Genomic DNA, 17,847 nt, shown 5'->3' with positions numbered 1-17,847 from the left:
TTACTTCGCCCCCTCAACAAGCGCGATGAACGAAGCCGGCTGCAAGCTGGCACCGCCAACAAGTGCGCCGTCGATGTCGCTTTGTCCGAGGTATTCTGTTACGTTTTCTGGTTTAACACTGCCGCCGTATTGAATACGAACTGCATTCGCAACCGTCTCGTTGTACAGATCCTTCACCAGCGTACGGATGTAAGCAATAACTTCATTCGCATCTTGGGAAGTGGAGGATTTGCCTGTACCAATCGCCCAGATTGGCTCATAAGCGATAACGACTTGTGCAGCTTGCTCTGCGGACAGACCTTCAAAAGCAGCCACCGTTTGTACTTTGCATACGTCTTTTGTTTGGTTCGCTTCGCGCTCTTCGAGCGTCTCACCAAGACAGAAGATTGGAGTCAATCCGTGACGGAATGCTGCATGCAACTTTTTATTGACAGTCTCATCGGTTTCCGCAAAATATTGACGGCGCTCCGAGTGACCAATAATAACGTAATCCACACCAAGGTCTTTCAGCATTACGCCGCTGATTTCACCTGTGAATGCACCATTGTCTTCAAAGTGAAGATTTTGTGCACCAATTTTGATGTTTGTGCCTTTAACGGCTTCTACCAGGGATGGCAGATTTGTAAACGGTGCGCAGATTACAGTCTCTACGCCTTCAACTTCCGCTTTTCCTTTAACTTCCTGAATGAAGTCATTGGATTCGGAAACCGTTTTGAACATTTTCCAGTTACCTGCGATAATCGGTGTTCTCATGGGTTTCAACTCCTTCATGCTATAGACTAAAACTTACTTGTCGTTCAATGCCACTACGCCTGGAAGCACTTTGCCTTCCATAAACTCGAGCGATGCACCGCCACCTGTAGAGATGTGGTTCATTTTGTCAGCCAATTTGAACTTCTCAGCTGCTGCTGCGGAGTCACCGCCACCAATTACAGTGTAAGCTTCTGTCTCTGCGCAAGCTTCTGCTACTGCACGAGTACCGTAGGAGAATGGCTCGATTTCAAATACGCCCATTGGTCCGTTCCATACAACCAATTTGGAGTTTTTGATTACGTCAGCATAGATCTCACGTGTTTTAGGACCGATGTCGATGCCTTCCCAATCTGCTGGGATACCATCGATGTCAACGATTTGTGTGTTAGCTTTCGCACTGAAATCGTCAGACACTACGATATCTACCGGCAGGTAGAAGTTTTTGCCCAGTTTTTTCGCTTTTTCGATGAAACCGAGAGCTACATCAAGTTTGGAATCATCCAGCAAGGATTGTCCAATTTCATGTCCTTGTGCTTTGAAGAACGTGTAAGTCAGACCGCCACCGATGATTACGTTGTCTGCAATGTTCAGCAGGTTGTCGATCACATCGATTTTGTCCTTAACTTTGGATCCACCAATGATAGCTGTGAAAGGACGCTCAGGGTTGGAGATTGCTTTACCCAACACTTCAAGTTCTTTCTCCATCAACAAACCGGACACTGCTGGAAGCAAGTGAGCGATTCCTTCAGTCGAAGCATGTGCTCTGTGAGCCGCGCCAAACGCATCGTTAACGAAAACGTCAGCCAGTTCAGCAAATTGTTTTGCAAGTTCTGGATCATTTTTCTCTTCGCCTGCGTGGAAACGAACGTTCTCAAGCAACAATACGTCGCCGTTGTTCAGTTCAGCGATTTGAGCTTTAACAGCGTCGCCAACAGAACCGTCAGCTTTAACCACTGTTTTACCAAGCAATTCAGACAAACGCTCAGCTGCTGGAGTCAAACGCAAGGACTCAACCACTTCGCCGTTAGGACGACCCATGTGGCTTGCCAAAATGACTTTAGCGCCTTTTTCAATCAAGAAGTTGATTGTAGGAAGCGTTGCACGAATACGTTTGTCATCTGTAATTTTACCATCTTCGAGCGGCACATTGAAATCTACACGGACAAAAGCCCGTTTTCCTGTCAATTCGATATCGCGTACACTTTTTTTGTTCATCTGTATTTCCTCCGCACCCATGTATTTGGTGGACCAATCAAGAGCTAGAATCCCCTGTCAATCCTGGTGTTTTTGAGAAATTTGCAAAATGTAGATATATAAAGAGCGGAAACAATAGCATCTGTTTCCGCTCTATGTTATTGCAGATATTACTTAATCATTTTTGCAAAGTGCTCCAAAGTGCGAACCAATTGTGCAGTGTAGGACATTTCATTGTCATACCAAGCTACAGTTTTAACCAATTGTTGGTCGCCAACAGTCAGAACTTTAGTTTGAGTTGCATCAAACAGGGAACCGAAAGTGATTCCTTGGATATCGGAAGATACGATTTCGTCTTCTGTGTATCCGAAAGTTTCTGGATCGGAAGCTTCTTGCATAGCTGCATTAACTTCTTCAGCCGTTACTTTTTTGTTCAGAACAGTTACGAGCTCAGTCAGGGAACCAGTAGCTACTGGTACACGTTGAGCTGCACCATCAAGGATGCCTTGCAGTTCTGGGATTACCAGACCGATTGCTTTAGCAGCACCAGTTGTGTTAGGGATGATGTTTTCAGCTGCTGCGCGAGCACGACGGAAGTCACCTTTAGGGTGTGGAGCATCCAACGTGTTTTGGTCGCCAGTGTAAGCGTGAATTGTAGTCATCAAACCTTGAACGATTCCGAATTTGTCTTGCAGTGTTTTTGCCATAGGTGCCAGGCAGTTTGTTGTGCAAGATGCGCCGGAGATTACAGTTTCAGTACCGTCGAGGATTTCATGGTTTACATTGTAAACGATGGTTTTCATGTCGCCAGTAGCTGGTGCGGAAATAACAACTTTCTTAGCTCCGCCTTTCAAGTGTTTCTCAGCTGCTTCTTTAGTTGTGAAGAAACCAGTACATTCCAGAACGATATCTACGCCCAGGTCGCCCCAAGGAAGTTCTTCTGGGTTACGGTTAGCCAATACTTTAACTTCTTTGCCGTTCACTTTGAAGAAGCCATCGTGTACTTCAACATCGCCATCGAAGCGACCTTGAGTTGTATCATATTTGAGCAAATGAGCCAGCATTTTAGCGTCAGTCAAGTCGTTGATTGCTACTACCTCGATGCCTGCTACATTTTGAATACGGCGGAATGCCAAGCGTCCAATACGTCCAAAACCGTTAATACCTACTTTAATCATGAGTAAGTTCCTCCCAAGTTTTGATTAATTTTTTTTATGAAACTTATATATTCAAGACAGACGGTGAAGTCCGTCAAGACAACAATGGTTGTGATGAAAATTGAACTCTTATTCCATTTCGGCTACGATGACTTCGGCAGCTGCCTCATCAATAATCAGAATATCTTCCTGACCAAATCGCAGCACGGAGTGTATGGCAGCAGCTTTGCTTTTGCCACCTGCAATTCCGATCACGACATCGGTTCGTTCAATATCCTGAAGTCGCATTCCCAGTGTAAGCATGGTATGTACCACCTCACCCTGATCATTAAAGTAATAACCGAAAGATTCAGATACGGCCCCTTGCTCCTGGAGTTCATCTACAATCTCCGTCGCAAGTTTGCGTCTCGTTGCCATCTCCACGGCATCACCAATTCCATGAATAACAATCCGCGATTGCCTGATCAGCTGTAGAATCTCCTGAACACTCGGGTCCTGAATTAATGATTCATAGGCATGATCACTAAGCAAATCCGGTACATGCAGGAGTTTGTATTGCGCTCCTACCCGTTTTGCCATTGTGGATGCGATCGTATTGGCCTGAATTTCAAGACTTTCTCCAAGTCCACCGCGTGCCGGTACGAACCAGACACCTTTGAGCGATGTTGGTGGATTAAGTTGCTCTGCGACTTCGGCCGTTGTTGATCCGCCAGTAACGGCGACAACGTCGTTGTCACTCATGATATTGCCGAGAGCCTTCGCTCCGGCTCTGCCCAGTTCCCTTTTGGCAAATGGAGAAACATCCGAATCGCCAGGAACCACAACTACCTTTTGCAGACCGTAGGCTTGCTTGATGCGCTCTTCCAGCTCGGATAATCCGAACAACTCTTTGGCAACGGGCTCTAACTGCTGCAGCAAATCATACCCTGCCTCGCTGATCTTCATTCCTGCACTGTCAATTTCAATAAGTCCCTGAGCCTTTAACAGATCGGTCTCAGCCCTCAGAACCCGCTCGGTCATCTGCATGGAATTAGCTAACGTTCTCCGTCCGATCACATCCGATAACATGATCTGTTGCAGAATCGTATACCTCTTTTTCAAGATATCCATGAGATCAGGCAGAAGCTGCTTTTGTATTTCTAAAATCGTTCGCATGCTTTCCACTCCCGCAAGTTCTCGTTCCAAGCTCTCTTTCGTGGCCCTAAAACGTCCCGGGTTAACTTTTTAAGTCCCACGTCTATTCTACCTAAAACTGACGTGACATGCAAGTGTTTCAACGTGTTATTTCGACACGCTTTCAGCGTTTGTACGCGCCTATTTTCACAATCCTAGACTTCCATGATCTAGGACTGCCTCACGCATACCATATATAGAAGAAACAAATTATTCTCGTCTACATATCGCTCAGAATCACATTTCATACGGCATGTCCAAAACCTCTAATAGCATTTACTTAAATGCACTCTTTATCCACTCTTCTTCATCATGATCATTTTTAGCTCAATCCAAACCAACATACATAACGAACTGCTTGCAATTAAATATTCCATGAGCTATAATCAGTATTGCTGTCACATAATGTGCGCCCGTGGTCCAATGGATATGACGTAGGCCTCCGAAGCCTGAGATCCAAGTTCGATTCTTGGCGGGCGCGCCATTTTTTATTTAACAGCTCATAACCCTTTTAACCAATGAAACCGGAAAGGTTTCTTTTTTTTGCAAGTTAGTTTGACTTTCTTTGACTTTTTGTTTGGAATTGTTTATTATGTGGGTAATACGGTAACAGTTTAAGTATAAACACCAATAACATTTACATTTCCGAGGAGGTTTTTCACGTGAGTTTTATTCCTATGGTCGTTGAACAGAGCAACCGGGGTGAGCGCGCCTATGACATCTATTCCAGATTGCTGAAGGATCGTATTATTTTCCTTGGTAGCGACGTTAATGACGTTGTGGCAAATGCCATCATGGCGCAGATGTTGTTCCTAGCTGCGGAAGATCCGGAGAAAGACATTCACTTATACATCAACAGCCCAGGCGGATCCATTACAGCTGGTATGGCCATTTACGATACAATGCAATTCATCAAACCGGATGTATCTACCATCTGTGTAGGTATGGCGGCTTCCATGGGTGCATTCTTGCTGAATGCCGGTGCGAAAGGGAAACGTTTTGCGTTGCCTAACAGTGAAATCATGATTCACCAACCACTTGGTGGTGCTCAAGGTCAAGCTACCGACATCGAAATTCGTGCTCGCCGCATCCTGAAAATGCGTGATACCTTGAACCGCATCATTTCTGAGCGTTCAGGTCAACCGTTGGAGAAGATCGAGAAAGACACGGATCGTGACTACTTCATGAGTGCTGCTGAAGCTGCCGATTACGGTATCATTGATAAAGTTATCGAAAACGTAGGTTCCCAAGGCATCTAAGTGTGACGTAGACTACGGTCTACAAGTTAACATAATCAACACCCAACGTAATCAGCAACACATCATTGTGTTGTCTATACGAGAAGAAGCCCCCATCATGAACACATGATGGGGGCTTCTTCTTTTTATTTTATTAAGAAAAATAACGTATGAGTGCACAATAATGATCCGTTATTTCGTCCCCGTTACGTCACTAAAAGGTTCTGTGCCTTTAGGGAGAAGCTCTTTATACGTAAATGGCATTTCAGGGAATCCCTCTGCGTACGCCGTATACTCATACAGCTGGAAGAACACGACCACACCCGTTGGTGTCACATAGAAATCCTGATCTTTATTTAAGCCTTTGTAACCCTCGAGGTATCCACCGCGAGCTTTCAGCTGTTCGCCGACTTTTTTACCCAACGTCTCGCGCATCGTTTTGTTATTTTGCAGTACATCATCTAACGTAAGCTCCTTGCCTGTGTCCAGTGCAAACGTGTGGCCCGTGCGGAATGTCATACCGTGAGCGCCAGCATAATCCTCGTATCGTTGTGTAATGAGTCCCAGTACGCCGCTTTCATTGTAGGTCACCACATAAGAGCTCTCAAATGCATACGGGCGGTTGGCGGTTGCGCCACCGAACTCAGATGTCTGTTTCTTGAAGTCAGCTACATATGCATCCACTTCATCTTTCAGCACCTTGTTGATCGCCGCTTCAGCTTCTTTGCTTGCAAGTCCACTCACTTGCGGGTACTGAACATCCACTTCAGCATTTTTCACAGTAACATTGACTGTCGCCGCTTTAACTTTCACACTATTTTGTTTTACCTTACTGAGCGTCAACGTTTTGGTTTTGCCATCCCAGTTCCCCTGTACACCCAGATAATCTCTCATAGCTGAGAATGGAATATATAATCTGCCGTTGATCAGCTTCGCGTCCACTTGAGGATAATAGTTGTTAATCCGAACACTCGGCTGGCCGTCCAAAAGGCTGATGGTCATCGTGTTATTGGCTGCTGTCAGAGCATACTCTTTGGTTTTCGCATCATATTTCAAGGTTCCACCTGCTACATCTTTAACTGCCGTAAGAGATACCCAGGTTGAGCCTCCTTGTAGAAGTCCTTTTTGAGTCAGTGTTTTCCCACCTGATTTCAGGGTCACCTCAGCCGGGGTTGTTACTTTGGAGGATACAGAAGCCGCTTGTACCGAACTATCTTGCCACACTGCACCGCTCCCCACAATAATTCCTGCTGCCAGCAACGCACTTGTCCATTTTTTCCATGATGTCATATATAAAACTCCTCTCTGAATTTACAATTAGGGATCATTGCGTATGTAATCCTGAACTGATCGCATATCTCATACGCTCACCTCTCTATTATAATTAACCCGATTTCGGAAAGGTTTACAGCCCGAGTTACAATGTTGATGAATATCAGAGGGAAAATATAACGGGATATGACCTTTTTGTCACGAACAACTATACAAAAAAGACACCTAAAGATAGCATTTTAATCAGCTTCAAAAGGGTGCCCTCTCTTCTAACTTCATCAAAGTCTGATTTTGCAACAAAAAAGACCCTGTCCTGAGGACAAAGTCTTTGTCATTATTTCGTTGCACTCTTTCGAATGACACTTAAAAGGTTACTCTAGCTTACAATCCTAATTCAATCTTGTTTATTTCATTTCATACGTGATATTCAAGATTGTGCTTACTTTAACTTGGCCTGTTTCAATCTCAGTGCCACCTGCTGTATCTGCTGCTTTGGACATCAAAGCCTCACTTGCATAGAATACAGGCACATTGGCATCGCCTTGGCTCACGGAAAGAACAGCACCCAGTTGACGTTTAACTGCTTTTGCAATAGCTCCAGCTTTCACATCTGCATTGGCAACAGCTTTCTCAATCACTTGGGACTCATAACTTTCCGGATTTTCTACAGTAAAGCGCACGTTCTCAATATTATTGGCACCTGCTTGTGAAGCAGCATCGAGCAGCTCGCCGATTTTGTCCATCTCACGATATGTGACCGTCAGCGTATGATGCGCTGTGTATCCTTTAATTTGTTGTCCGTCTTTTTCGCTATACGTGTAGTTGGGTTGTACAGAGAACTGACTCGTTTGAATGTCGTCTCCACTGATCTTCCACGTATTTTTCAGCAAATTGGATACCTTTTGAACTTTGGCAGCATTCGCTTTTTGGGCAGATGCAGCTGTCTCTGCAGTGCTGTTCACACCAATGGATAGGTAAGCAATATCCGGTTTCACCTGAATCTCACCTTTACCCACGACATTAATCACATTCTGTTGTACGCCCTGAACCTCTGCAGCGTAAGCATAGTTACCTGGTGCAACCCATGCTGTTCCTCCAATAAGCAACGTACTTGCCACCAGCACCGCACCAAACGGTTTCATCCATTGTTTACCCATCACGATAGCCCCCTTGTGTGTTAACATCTCAAACTTTAAAGCATTTGATACCTTAACAGACGGGACAAATTCCATAATGTTGCACTTGACGATGGCGAAAACAATAAAAACGCAAAAAAGCCCCTTTCGGGACTTCTTCATTGAAATGAATCATATCTTATTGGTTTTCGAGCTCTTCCTTACTTACCAGACTAACTAAAGCGTTTACAGCCTGTTCGGCATCCGCGCCTTCTGCACTAATCTGGATTTCCGTACCTGTGCTGATCGCAAGGCTCATGATCCCCATGATACTTTTTGCATTAACTTTTTTGTCGTCCTTCTCGACGAACACTTCAGATGAGTACTTATTCGCTTCTTGAACGAACAGTGCCGCAGGTCTGGCATGGAGACCCGTTTTCAAACGGACAACTACCGGGTGCTTTGTCATGGAAACTTACCCCCTATTATGAAATCTGGACATTAAATACACAATTATATTTATACAACATTATAACATTAACCTGTGCCGGACACTAGAAGAAAAAACTCAGGGTGCTTTTGAGGGCATTACTATGCCCCTTTTCATCACCATTACACATGGCACCAAGCTGCCTGAGTGACTCTTCTGGTTCCTTTACATCCGGCTTGTCTGCTACGTTTTTGTTCAACAGAAACAGCCGACTTTGTTACTTTACCCTACTACGTCTTAACCATAACGTTCTGTGCGTACTTTCTCAGCCAGCTCATCAATTTTGCGAAGCCGATGGTTCACTCCCGACTTGCTGACTGAACCTTTAAGAAGTTCGCCCACTTCCTTCAAGTTGATATCCGGATGAGCGAGCCGAACTTCCGCTACTTCGCGAAGCTTCTCAGGTAGCGATTCCAGACCAACTTCCTTTTGCAACAAACGGATATTATCAATTTGCCTTACCGCCGCTCCGATGGTCTTATTCAGGTTGGCGGTCTCACAATTGACAATCCGGTTAACGGAGTTACGCATGTCGCGCATAATCCGTACGTCTTCAAACTTGAACAAGGCCTGATGAGCACCAATGATGCTAAGCAGCTCAATGATTTTCTCGCCTTCCTTGATATATAGGATGAATCCTTTTTTCCGTTCTATACACCGGGCATTCAGATGAAATTCATTCGCCAGATCGACCAGTGCCTGACAGTGCTCCTCATACATGGATGCAATCTCCAGATGGTACGAGGAACCTTCCGGATTATTAACCGATCCACCTGCGAGAAATGCACCGCGAAGATAGGCCCGTTTACAACAGTTTTGCTGAAACAGCTCCGTACTGATCCCTGGCGTAAACAGAAAGCCCTCAGATACAATATGAAGACTATTGAGAATCTCCTGTACCATGGTTGGAATACGAACAATATATACATTGTTCTTTTTCAGCCGCATTTTTTTGCGGACCAGTAATTCCGTATGCACTTGAAAATGCTTTTTAAGCAGAGAGTATGCCCGTCTTGCAATCGCGGCATTCTCCGTCGAAATATCCAAGATCACTTTTTTATTCGATAACTGCACTGCACCAAGCATACGGATGAGGGCTGAAAGTTCCGCCTTTTCGCAGCACGGTTCGCTCTCGATCATGGTTAATTCTTTTTTGGTCTGTGCTGCAAACGACATGGGACTTCACCTCTTCCGTAACATCCAATTTTGTACCAGTTGGTAGATGTGATGACTTAACTTGTCGGCATCATGACGCAGATAGGTTTTGAACAGAACAAGGGTATCTGCAACCACCTGATAGCCGGCACTTTCGAGTACATTCATGTCCAGTACAACCGGTTTTGCTCCTTTTTCCGCATACTTATTCTGTACTTGCAGCGGAATATCACCATTATTTACGATAACATAGTCAAAGAGCTGATGACCTATATGTTCGTGTACCGCCTTAAGGTGGTCACTTACCGTATAGTTATCTGTTTCTCCCGGCTGTGTCATCACATTACAGATAAACATCTTCACCGCGTCAGCCTCTACCACAGCCTCTGCGAGCTTCGGCACGAGCAGATTGGGGAGGATGCTTGTATAGAGGCTGCCTGGTCCGATTAGAATGGCGTCAGCTTGTCGAATAGCCTCTACCGCTTCTGGCAACGGCTCCACGTGATCCGGTTCAAGGAAAACGCGTTTGATGCGTCCGCCTGCCTCCGGGATCTTGGACTCACCTGTAATAATTGTCCCATCTTCCATCTCAGCATGCAACACAACAGCCTGACCGGCGGCTGGTAATACCTCACCTCGAACGGCAAACACGCGGCTAAGTTCCCGCACCGCGGTCACGAAGTCGCCCGAAATATCCGTCATTGCAGCCAAAATCAAATTCCCCAAGCTGTGGCCTGCAAGCCCCGCGCCTGTATTGAAACGGTACTTCAACATATCTGAAAGCAATGGTTCTACATCAGCCAGTGCCGTAAGCACGTTGCGAATGTCGCCCGGAGGCGGCATTTGTAGCTCATTGCGCAGGATGCCTGAACTTCCACCATCATCTGCAACTGTGACGATGGCCGTGATATCCAGCGGCTTCTCTTTCAAACCGCGCAACATCACGGATAATCCGGTTCCGCCGCCCATTACAACTATTCTCGGACGTTCTCTTCGTGGTCCGGCCTCTTTCATCCCTTCACCCTCTTCAATGACGGTCCCGGTCAGCGTCGCGATGGCTCACGGTGACAGCTTCAGTCTCGCTGCTTCCCAACATCTTGCCCAAATATTCCGATATTGCTACCGAACGATGCTTGCCTCCGGTACAGCCGATTCCAATAATAACCTGGCTTTTGCCTTCCTTCCGGTATTGCGGAATCAGGAAATGCAGCATATCCAGCAGCTTTGTCAGAAACGCCTGTGTCTCTGGCCATTTCATAACATATTCATACACATCACTATTCTGTCCCGTATTTGGACGCAAATGATCAATATAATGCGGATTCGGTAAAAAACGTACATCAAATACCAGATCGGCATCGATCGGAATGCCATACTTGAAACCGAACGACGTAATATTCACCGACAGCATTTGGCTTTCCAGATGAGAAAAGCGGGATATGATACGTTCTTTCAATTGAGCAGGCTTCATTGTACTTGTATTCAGTACCTGAGTCGCGGAGTTTTTGAGTTCCTCCAACATCTTGCGCTCCAGCCTGATGCCGTCCAGCGGCATACCCTCAGGAGCCAATGGATGTCTGCGCCTACTTTCTTTGTAACGCTGAACAAGTACAGAATCTGTAGCATCCAGGAATAAAATTTCGCAATGAATGGTAAAATGATCTTTAATATAGTTCAAAGACTCGGACAGAGCCGTAAAGAATTCACGCCCGCGCAGATCGATAACCAATGCAACCTTACCAATCTTGCCGTTTGACTGTTCAATCAGTTCCGCAAATTTTGGAATCAATACCGGTGGCAGATTATCCACACAGAAGAACCCCAGATCCTCCAGGCTTTGTACTGCAATGGTTTTACCTGCTCCGGACATGCCCGTAATGATAATGAGCGTGGCGCCTGTGCCTGGTGAGCCTTCACCTTCAAGCATAAATGTCCCCTCCTTATCATATTGCTGTCTTCATATATTGTTACGAGGTTACTAGGAACGCAAGAGAAGACCTGCTGCACCCACAATACCTGCATTATTACCAAGGGTAGCTTCCAGAATCTGAACCCCATCTTGCAACGGTTCCGGTGTCAACTTAGCAAATACGGTACGTATTTCATCGAACAGGAAATTGCCCGCTTTGGATACGCCACCACCGATGATGAACATCTCCGGGTTAATGACAGCTGCTACAGTAGCCATGGACTTGCCCAAGTAGAAGGCCGCACGGTTTACAATACGCTGTGCCACTTCATCGCCTGCCTTGGCAGCATCAAATACTTCTTTGGCTGCAATCTTGTCAACGAGTGCCAGTGACGTATGATCACCGCGTTCTACTGCATCTTTTGCCATCCGGATAATACCTGTTGCAGACGATACCGTCTCAACACATCCCATTTTACCACAGCCGCACTTGATGGCTTCCAGATCAGGGACAACACTGATATGACCCAGCTCTCCCGCCATACCGGAGAATCCTTGATAGATGTTACCATTCAGGATCAAGCCTCCGCCAACGCCCGTACCAAGGGTATAACATACGCAATTGTCTACGCCTTTGCCAGCACCTGCCCATACTTCACCCAGTGCAGCTACATTGGCATCATTATCTATTTTGATTGGCTTGCCCAGACGTTCTTCCAGAATCGAACGAATGGCTACATTCCGAAATCCGATGTTAGGGGCATGAACGATAATTCCCTCACGTACATTCGTGAAACCGGCCACTCCAGCACCTACACCCTCAAGTTGTTCCCAACTGTAAGGTGATTCGGCTACGATATGTCGGACATACTTCTCGATGTTGGCGATGACCGTGTCTACGCCCTTATCCACTTCTGTCGGTCCTTCAAACGTATGCATTAGCTGACCTTGTTCATCGCATATACCGACCTTGATTGCTGTTCCGCCGAGATCGACCCCAACGTAGATTTTCTCAGACATGCTGCAAGCCACCTTTATCTATCTAAAATAGTTTAAGTCCTACGTACCAACTATAATTGAAGGATACGCCTGGGTCAAGACGAGAAGACCTCTAGTACCTCCTGCTCCGCCGGGGTTGTGAACCACATCACACACCGTTTTTGAATACGTATACATCCTCATTATCTTCATTTATAAACGCACGCTTCATTCCTTCCTCTATAACAGAGGAAGCCTCCACTCATGATATTGCATCATCACTCGTTCCATTCATAAAAGATGATCATCGTCACCTCATCGTGGTGACCCATCTCACTCAATCCACCACCAGTCATTCTCATACAGAGAGCTATCGAATGACAGCATAGTCAACACAAAAGCGCCTTCCGCAGATGGAAGGCGCCCTTACTTTTTCAAAAACATCTGAAGTTGTTGAACTTGGTTCAACTCGGTCAATCCTCTTACATTATAACTTCGTTTCCACACGCACCGGCTCTTCTGTCTTCTCCATCTTGTTAACATCCAGAATATCGAGCAGGAAGACGAAGATTGGAATACCAATGATCAGTCCCCAGATCCCCAGGAAGTGTTGCGACAGAATCAGTACGATAAAGGTGTAGAACATCGGCAATTTGGTCTTGTGTGCCATCAGCTTTGGATTCAGGAAGTAGGTTTCCAATGCATGAATGATAATAATCATGATGATCACGATAATACTCAGTTTCAGTCCACCCATCTGATACCCAATCAGACAGAGCGGCACCAGAGAGATAATCACCCCTGCCACTGGCACCAAACTTAACATAAATACGAGAATGGTCAGCGCGAACAAATACGGATAGCCCAGAATCCAGAGCCCCAGCATCGTCAGCACCGTATTGAATACGGCAATCAGCAATTGCGCCTCAATAACTTTACCGAAAGAAGAAACGAACTTGTCGCCCAGGTAAGCTACTTCAGTATAAAACCAGCCGATTTTGCTTGTTTTGAATTTGGATGTGAATTTGGATATCTCCTGCTTCTGCAACAAGAAGAACAGACTCAGAATGATAACGAGCAGAATAAACTCCAACCATTTGCTCAAAGCGAAAATATATTTCAATGCATCATTGGTGTAGTTTTTGATATCGAAGGATTGGAGGTAACCCGCAATCTTGGAAGCAAAATTATCACCGTCTGCACTGTCCAGAAACTTCATAATCTCGTTCGTCAGCTGCACAACCTGATCCACGATCCGTGGTGAATATCTGGAGATACCCAGCACAATCACTGCGATAACGATCATATAGAGCAGGATGACCACGACTTTATAATTGATCTTAAATAACCGATTCAAACCACCTGTAATAAAGTGCTGTAGCCTGTTCATGACATACGTCACCAGGAACAACAGCAGAATCATGTGCAGCATACTCCCCATACTGAACAAAATTAAACAGAACAAGAGCAGAATCAAAAACCGTCTCACTGTTGCATTCTGTAACCAATCTTTTATCATTTCCCCCAAAATCTTCACCTCACAGCTAATATGCCCCATATGTATACGAACTCATGCCCACTGTAGTTTCAAAAAAAGAGAAGCCTTCCGGCTTCTCTCATTTCATGAGACTTCCCGTTGTCTCTTATTCCTAGCATATGACTACCCTCACGCATGTCATGCTTACTTATCCAACGTTTCGCTCCAATCATGCACAATGCTTCCTTCAAGGAATTTCTCGCAATCCATCGCGGCCATACAACCTGATCCGGCTGCCGTAATGGCTTGACGATACTTCGTATCCTGAACATCACCACAGGCAAATACACCCGGAATATTGGTCTCCGTTGTTCCCGGTTTAACGACAACATAGCCATGTTCGTCCAGTGCGATCGCATTACCCAGGAATCCGGTATTCGGTGTGTGACCAATGGCAACGAATACGCCATCCGCTTCAAGTAACTCTTCCTGCCCCGTCTCGTTGTTACGCACCTTCAGCCCTTTGACACCCAGCGCTTCAGGTACGACCTCAAGAGGAGTACGGTTCAGTGCCCACTTTACCTTCTCATTGCTGCGAGCCCGATCTTGCATGATCTTGGATGCACGCAACTCATCCCGGCGGTGAACCAATGTGACGTCCGTTGCAAAACGAGTCAAGAAGCTTGCTTCCTCCATGGCGGAGTCACCACCGCCCACGACCACAATTTTTTTACCGCGGAAGAAGAAGCCATCACATGTCGCACATGTACTTACACCACGTCCCACATTCTCCTGCTCGCCCGGAATACCCAGATAACGAGCAGAAGCACCTGTGGAGATGATGATCGATTCAGCTTCCAGTTCACCCATTCCTCCAACTTTGACCTTGAAGGGAGGTTTGCTGAAATCCACCTCTTCTACCCAACCATTTTTGAATTCCGCTCCAAAACGTTCTGCTTGCTTACGCATGTTGTCCATCAGTTCCGGACCCATGATACCTTGCGGAAAACCAGGAAAATTCTCAACTTCCGTTGTCGTCGTCAATTGACCACCCGGCTGAAGACCTTCGATAACCAGTGGGTTCAGATTAGCACGAGCCAGATATATCGCTGCTGTCAGACCCGCAGGTCCCGTTCCGATCACAATCGTTCTGTATTTAGACATATAGATACAGCCTCCTTAATAAGGTGAGAGTGTGTTGTACTAGCGATGAACTTGCAAGATGATATCCTACAGGCGTTTACGAGGCCCATTCGTTAAGTTTACCCGTTTTCCCGGTTGTTGTATCCTTCACCTTATGATGTCTTTCTGAAAACGAGTTGAAGCGAACTTTCTTTCTATACAAGTGGTGGGTTGCTGTTACAAACCCGATGGATCTGTTTAGCATACTTGCTAACCGTTGATGCCGATATCCCATACCGCTCAGCTACGCTTTGATAGGTAACAGGTCGACTGTGATTCTTGGCAGCCAAATATTCAAGTCCCGCAGCCCAGCCTTCAATCTGCTTCGTTCCCGGAACCTCGGGATGTACCCGGGATACATAATCCGTCCAGAGCCGTTCCATCTCTTGCTGCAACTCAGCCTTCGCCTCAGACATCTGGAGCGCACGATCAACAACAGCCTGCCAATGAGAGGTTGAGTGAGTCTCCGATTGCTCTGATGTGGATTGAGCCTTCCCGATGGACTTCAAAGCTACAGGAGAAAAGGGACGAACCACCTGTGTATTCTGCTCCTCTTGTTCAGCCGATTTCAATCCATCCAGCACAGCTTGTGCTGCCTCAAGCAGATCCTGTTCTTCTCCCGGTTCCTCAATAAAGGATTGTAGCGCCTGCTGCACCTCATAATCACCGATCATCCCAAGTGCATGAATAACCTGCAGCTTGGTTGCCCGATCACCATGTCGCAAAGCCCAGAAGAACGATGAACGAATTAGTGGATCATTCTTCATTTCTTCAGGTATGCCGTTACCATAGTTCTCCCACTGTCTGAACTGCTCGTCAAACGGCAAATGATAGTGATAACTCAGCTTCTCCGGCTCTTGCTCGCCTTGCCGTACAGCCTCAAGACCTGACAGATAGTACCGGGATACTTCGGAACCCGGATCAAGCTTGGACACATAATGCCATAGACGCTCAGCAGCGTCATAACGCTCTGTATTATAAGCCGCCACTGCCGCATAGTGAGCAAGTGCCGGATCTGCTGCTGTCTCTTCGTCCTTAAGCAAACGACGGAAGTGAACATAAGCCGTATCGTGTTGGCCCAGAATTCCCATCGTTGTAGCCAGCTTGTAGACTTGTTCGTGCTGGAATGGCACGATAACACGCAATTTTTTGATCAGAAGCAGCACTTGATCAGCCCGGTTCTCATTTTGATGGAAAATGGCCAGATTACAGAGTGCATGCAGATTACCGGGCTCCTGTTCAAGCACTTCGGCAATGGTCTCTTTCGCTTTGGGAAACAGCCCCATATAATAGTAGGCAAGTGCCAGATTGTTACGGGCAGCCAAGTAGTCAGGATAATCCGATGACATGCCTTCGAGCAACTCAGCAGCCTGTGCGAATTTCCCTTCTTCCAACAGTTCCCGTGCCTGATCGTGCTCCACTACACCTTTACGTGATTTAATTCGATTCAGTTTGGCCGGACGATCCAGCTCATAGTACAGCAGCTCCATCATCTCTTCAGCTTCTGTCATGAACTGACCCTGGGTGTCCTCCTCCAAGTAGGTAACAAGTGCTTGCTCGGCTTCCTCAAACCGGTCCATATTTGCATAATTGTTCGCCATATAAAAATAACATTCCGTCATCGACGGATCTACCACTTCCAGCACGTTAGCCAAAATGGCATTGGACGCTTCGTAATCGCCCTTCTCCGATAATATACCCGCCATATTACAATGATTTACCGGATTTTCCGGTTCGTATTCAACAGCTTTGCGAAAATATTTTAATGCCTTGTCGACATGATTACGGTCCAGCGAGCGGACAGCTCTTTCAAAAAAGAAAGAAGCATCCAAGTGAATCGGTATAATATTGGCAAGGTGTCCCTCAGCCCGCACTAGCTTGCCCTTCATCTCCAAGGCACCTCCTCTTTGCATTTCATTCATACTCTTCAGTATACCACATCTTATGGCCCACTTCTCAATATGTAGTTTCATGTCGTTTATGAAAAAAATGCAAATAAAGATGACCTTCCATCCTTGTCGGTTAAGGACGCTCAACTGGCTTCTTTCGACTATGGTAAGATGATAAGATAAATGTAGCTCTTGATTTGATGCTCCATCTGAATATTTTTCATAATTGCATTGTATACGAATCAGCCATGTGCCATTTATTTATTCTTCAACTACGGTGTCACTTCATATTACAAGGTAGCATCATTATTATTTTTAAGGAGAGGGTATATTGATTATCTCAAAAATAAAACCACTTCTATTTATCTTAATATGTTTGTTTGCCTTGAGCGGATGTTCAGAAGATATAAAAAATGAAGAAAATAATCTCACACTAGATGATGTAGTAACAGCGCTTGAATCTCAAAACTTGAATTTAGTATCCTTTGGCATAACCGGGTATCCACTGAAATTAAATGATGTTATACCTGAAGTGTACTCCATTGGAGTCCCCGTGGAAGAAGAACCGGATAACCCTGAATTTATACATTTTTATATTTTCAATTCTGAAAAGGATCGCATAAAGGGGACTATAGAATTCAATAAGAACATGGAAGGTGCCCATTTTACAACGTTCCCTTTTCTATATGAGAAAGGAAATGTTCTTATCGTTTACTGGAGTAAGACCAAAGAGAATCCTCTGTTAACTACACCAATTGAAACTGCATTAGAGCAACTGAAATGATAAGAAGACCGAGCCTTTTGGCTCGGTCTTCTACAGTTATGACTTAAAACGAAAACACAGTCGTAATTTCAAAACCCCTAT

Annotated in this window: 16 protein-coding genes and 1 tRNA gene; 3 read left to right on the top strand and 14 right to left on the bottom strand. The window is 45.6% G+C overall.

Annotated features, from left to right (window positions below; translation table 11 throughout):
* The 4 genes from tpiA to HF638_RS22285 form a co-directional block, all read right to left on the bottom strand.
* Nucleotides 1-753 (bottom strand): triose-phosphate isomerase, encoded by a 753-nt coding sequence (gene tpiA / locus HF638_RS22300; RefSeq protein ID WP_076333467.1) that lies wholly within the window; start codon nt 751-753, stop codon nt 1-3.
* Nucleotides 754-786: 33 nt separating this feature from the next.
* The gene (locus tag HF638_RS22295; protein ID WP_169482114.1) at nt 787-1,968 is read right to left on the bottom strand and encodes a phosphoglycerate kinase; all 1,182 of its coding nucleotides are present in this window, start codon (nt 1,966-1,968) and stop codon (nt 787-789) included.
* Nucleotides 1,969-2,117: 149 nt separating this feature from the next.
* Nucleotides 2,118-3,125, bottom strand: coding sequence for a type I glyceraldehyde-3-phosphate dehydrogenase (gene gap / locus HF638_RS22290; protein ID WP_017691243.1), 1,008 nt, complete (start codon nt 3,123-3,125; stop codon nt 2,118-2,120).
* A gap of 108 nt (nt 3,126-3,233) precedes the next feature.
* Complete coding sequence (locus HF638_RS22285) at nt 3,234-4,259, bottom strand: sugar-binding transcriptional regulator (RefSeq protein WP_169482113.1); 1,026 nt, start codon at nt 4,257-4,259, stop codon at nt 3,234-3,236.
* 427 nt (nt 4,260-4,686) lie between these two features.
* Between HF638_RS22285 and HF638_RS22280 the strand changes: the two genes are divergently transcribed.
* Both HF638_RS22280 and clpP read left to right on the top strand, forming a co-directional pair.
* Nucleotides 4,687-4,761, top strand: a tRNA-Arg gene (locus tag HF638_RS22280).
* Between the two features lie 178 nt (nt 4,762-4,939).
* Nucleotides 4,940-5,536, top strand: a complete 597-nt coding sequence (clpP, locus tag HF638_RS22275; RefSeq protein ID WP_169482112.1) for an ATP-dependent Clp endopeptidase proteolytic subunit ClpP — start codon at nt 4,940-4,942, stop codon at nt 5,534-5,536.
* A 171-nt stretch (nt 5,537-5,707) separates the two neighbouring features.
* Here clpP and HF638_RS22270 read toward each other — a convergent pair whose 3' ends face one another.
* The 10 genes from HF638_RS22270 to HF638_RS22225 form a co-directional block, all read right to left on the bottom strand.
* Entirely contained in the window at nt 5,708-6,805 is a 1,098-nt protein-coding gene (locus HF638_RS22270; RefSeq protein ID WP_169482111.1) for a stalk domain-containing protein, read from the bottom strand.
* 386 nt (nt 6,806-7,191) lie between these two features.
* A complete protein-coding gene (locus HF638_RS22265) occupies nt 7,192-7,944 on the bottom strand; it encodes an SIMPL domain-containing protein (protein ID WP_169482110.1) in 753 nt (250 codons plus the stop codon).
* 157 nt (nt 7,945-8,101) lie between these two features.
* Nucleotides 8,102-8,371, bottom strand: coding sequence for an HPr family phosphocarrier protein (locus tag HF638_RS22260; RefSeq protein WP_017691248.1), 270 nt, complete (start codon nt 8,369-8,371; stop codon nt 8,102-8,104).
* Nucleotides 8,372-8,629: 258 nt separating this feature from the next.
* Entirely contained in the window at nt 8,630-9,568 is a 939-nt protein-coding gene (gene whiA, locus HF638_RS22255) for a DNA-binding protein WhiA (protein ID WP_169482109.1), read from the bottom strand.
* Nucleotides 9,569-9,574: 6 nt separating this feature from the next.
* Complete coding sequence (locus HF638_RS22250) at nt 9,575-10,561, bottom strand: gluconeogenesis factor YvcK family protein (RefSeq protein WP_017691250.1); 987 nt, start codon at nt 10,559-10,561, stop codon at nt 9,575-9,577.
* Between the two features lie 13 nt (nt 10,562-10,574).
* Nucleotides 10,575-11,474, bottom strand: coding sequence for an RNase adapter RapZ (gene rapZ, locus HF638_RS22245; RefSeq protein WP_017691251.1), 900 nt, complete (start codon nt 11,472-11,474; stop codon nt 10,575-10,577).
* 51 nt (nt 11,475-11,525) lie between these two features.
* Nucleotides 11,526-12,476 (bottom strand): ROK family glucokinase, encoded by a 951-nt coding sequence (locus HF638_RS22240; protein WP_169482108.1) that lies wholly within the window; start codon nt 12,474-12,476, stop codon nt 11,526-11,528.
* A 445-nt stretch (nt 12,477-12,921) separates the two neighbouring features.
* The gene (locus tag HF638_RS22235; protein WP_076333536.1) at nt 12,922-13,953 is read right to left on the bottom strand and encodes an AI-2E family transporter; all 1,032 of its coding nucleotides are present in this window, start codon (nt 13,951-13,953) and stop codon (nt 12,922-12,924) included.
* Between the two features lie 162 nt (nt 13,954-14,115).
* Entirely contained in the window at nt 14,116-15,075 is a 960-nt protein-coding gene (gene trxB, locus HF638_RS22230) for a thioredoxin-disulfide reductase (protein ID WP_169482107.1), read from the bottom strand.
* 173 nt (nt 15,076-15,248) lie between these two features.
* Nucleotides 15,249-16,982 carry a tetratricopeptide repeat protein gene (locus HF638_RS22225; protein WP_169482106.1) on the bottom strand — a complete coding sequence of 578 codons (1,734 nt, stop codon included), beginning with the start codon at nt 16,980-16,982 and terminating at the stop codon, nt 15,249-15,251.
* Nucleotides 16,983-17,313: 331 nt separating this feature from the next.
* Between HF638_RS22225 and HF638_RS22220 the strand changes: the two genes are divergently transcribed.
* Complete coding sequence (locus tag HF638_RS22220) at nt 17,314-17,766, top strand: hypothetical protein (RefSeq protein ID WP_169482105.1); 453 nt, start codon at nt 17,314-17,316, stop codon at nt 17,764-17,766.
* Nucleotides 17,767-17,847: the final 81 nt, after the last annotated feature.

This window comes from Paenibacillus sp. SZ31 (assembly GCF_012912005.1).
In the GTDB taxonomy this organism is placed as follows: domain Bacteria; phylum Bacillota; class Bacilli; order Paenibacillales; family Paenibacillaceae; genus Paenibacillus.
The sequence above is the reverse complement of the archived record's forward strand: the minus strand, read 5'-3'. Positions and strand labels throughout refer to the sequence as shown.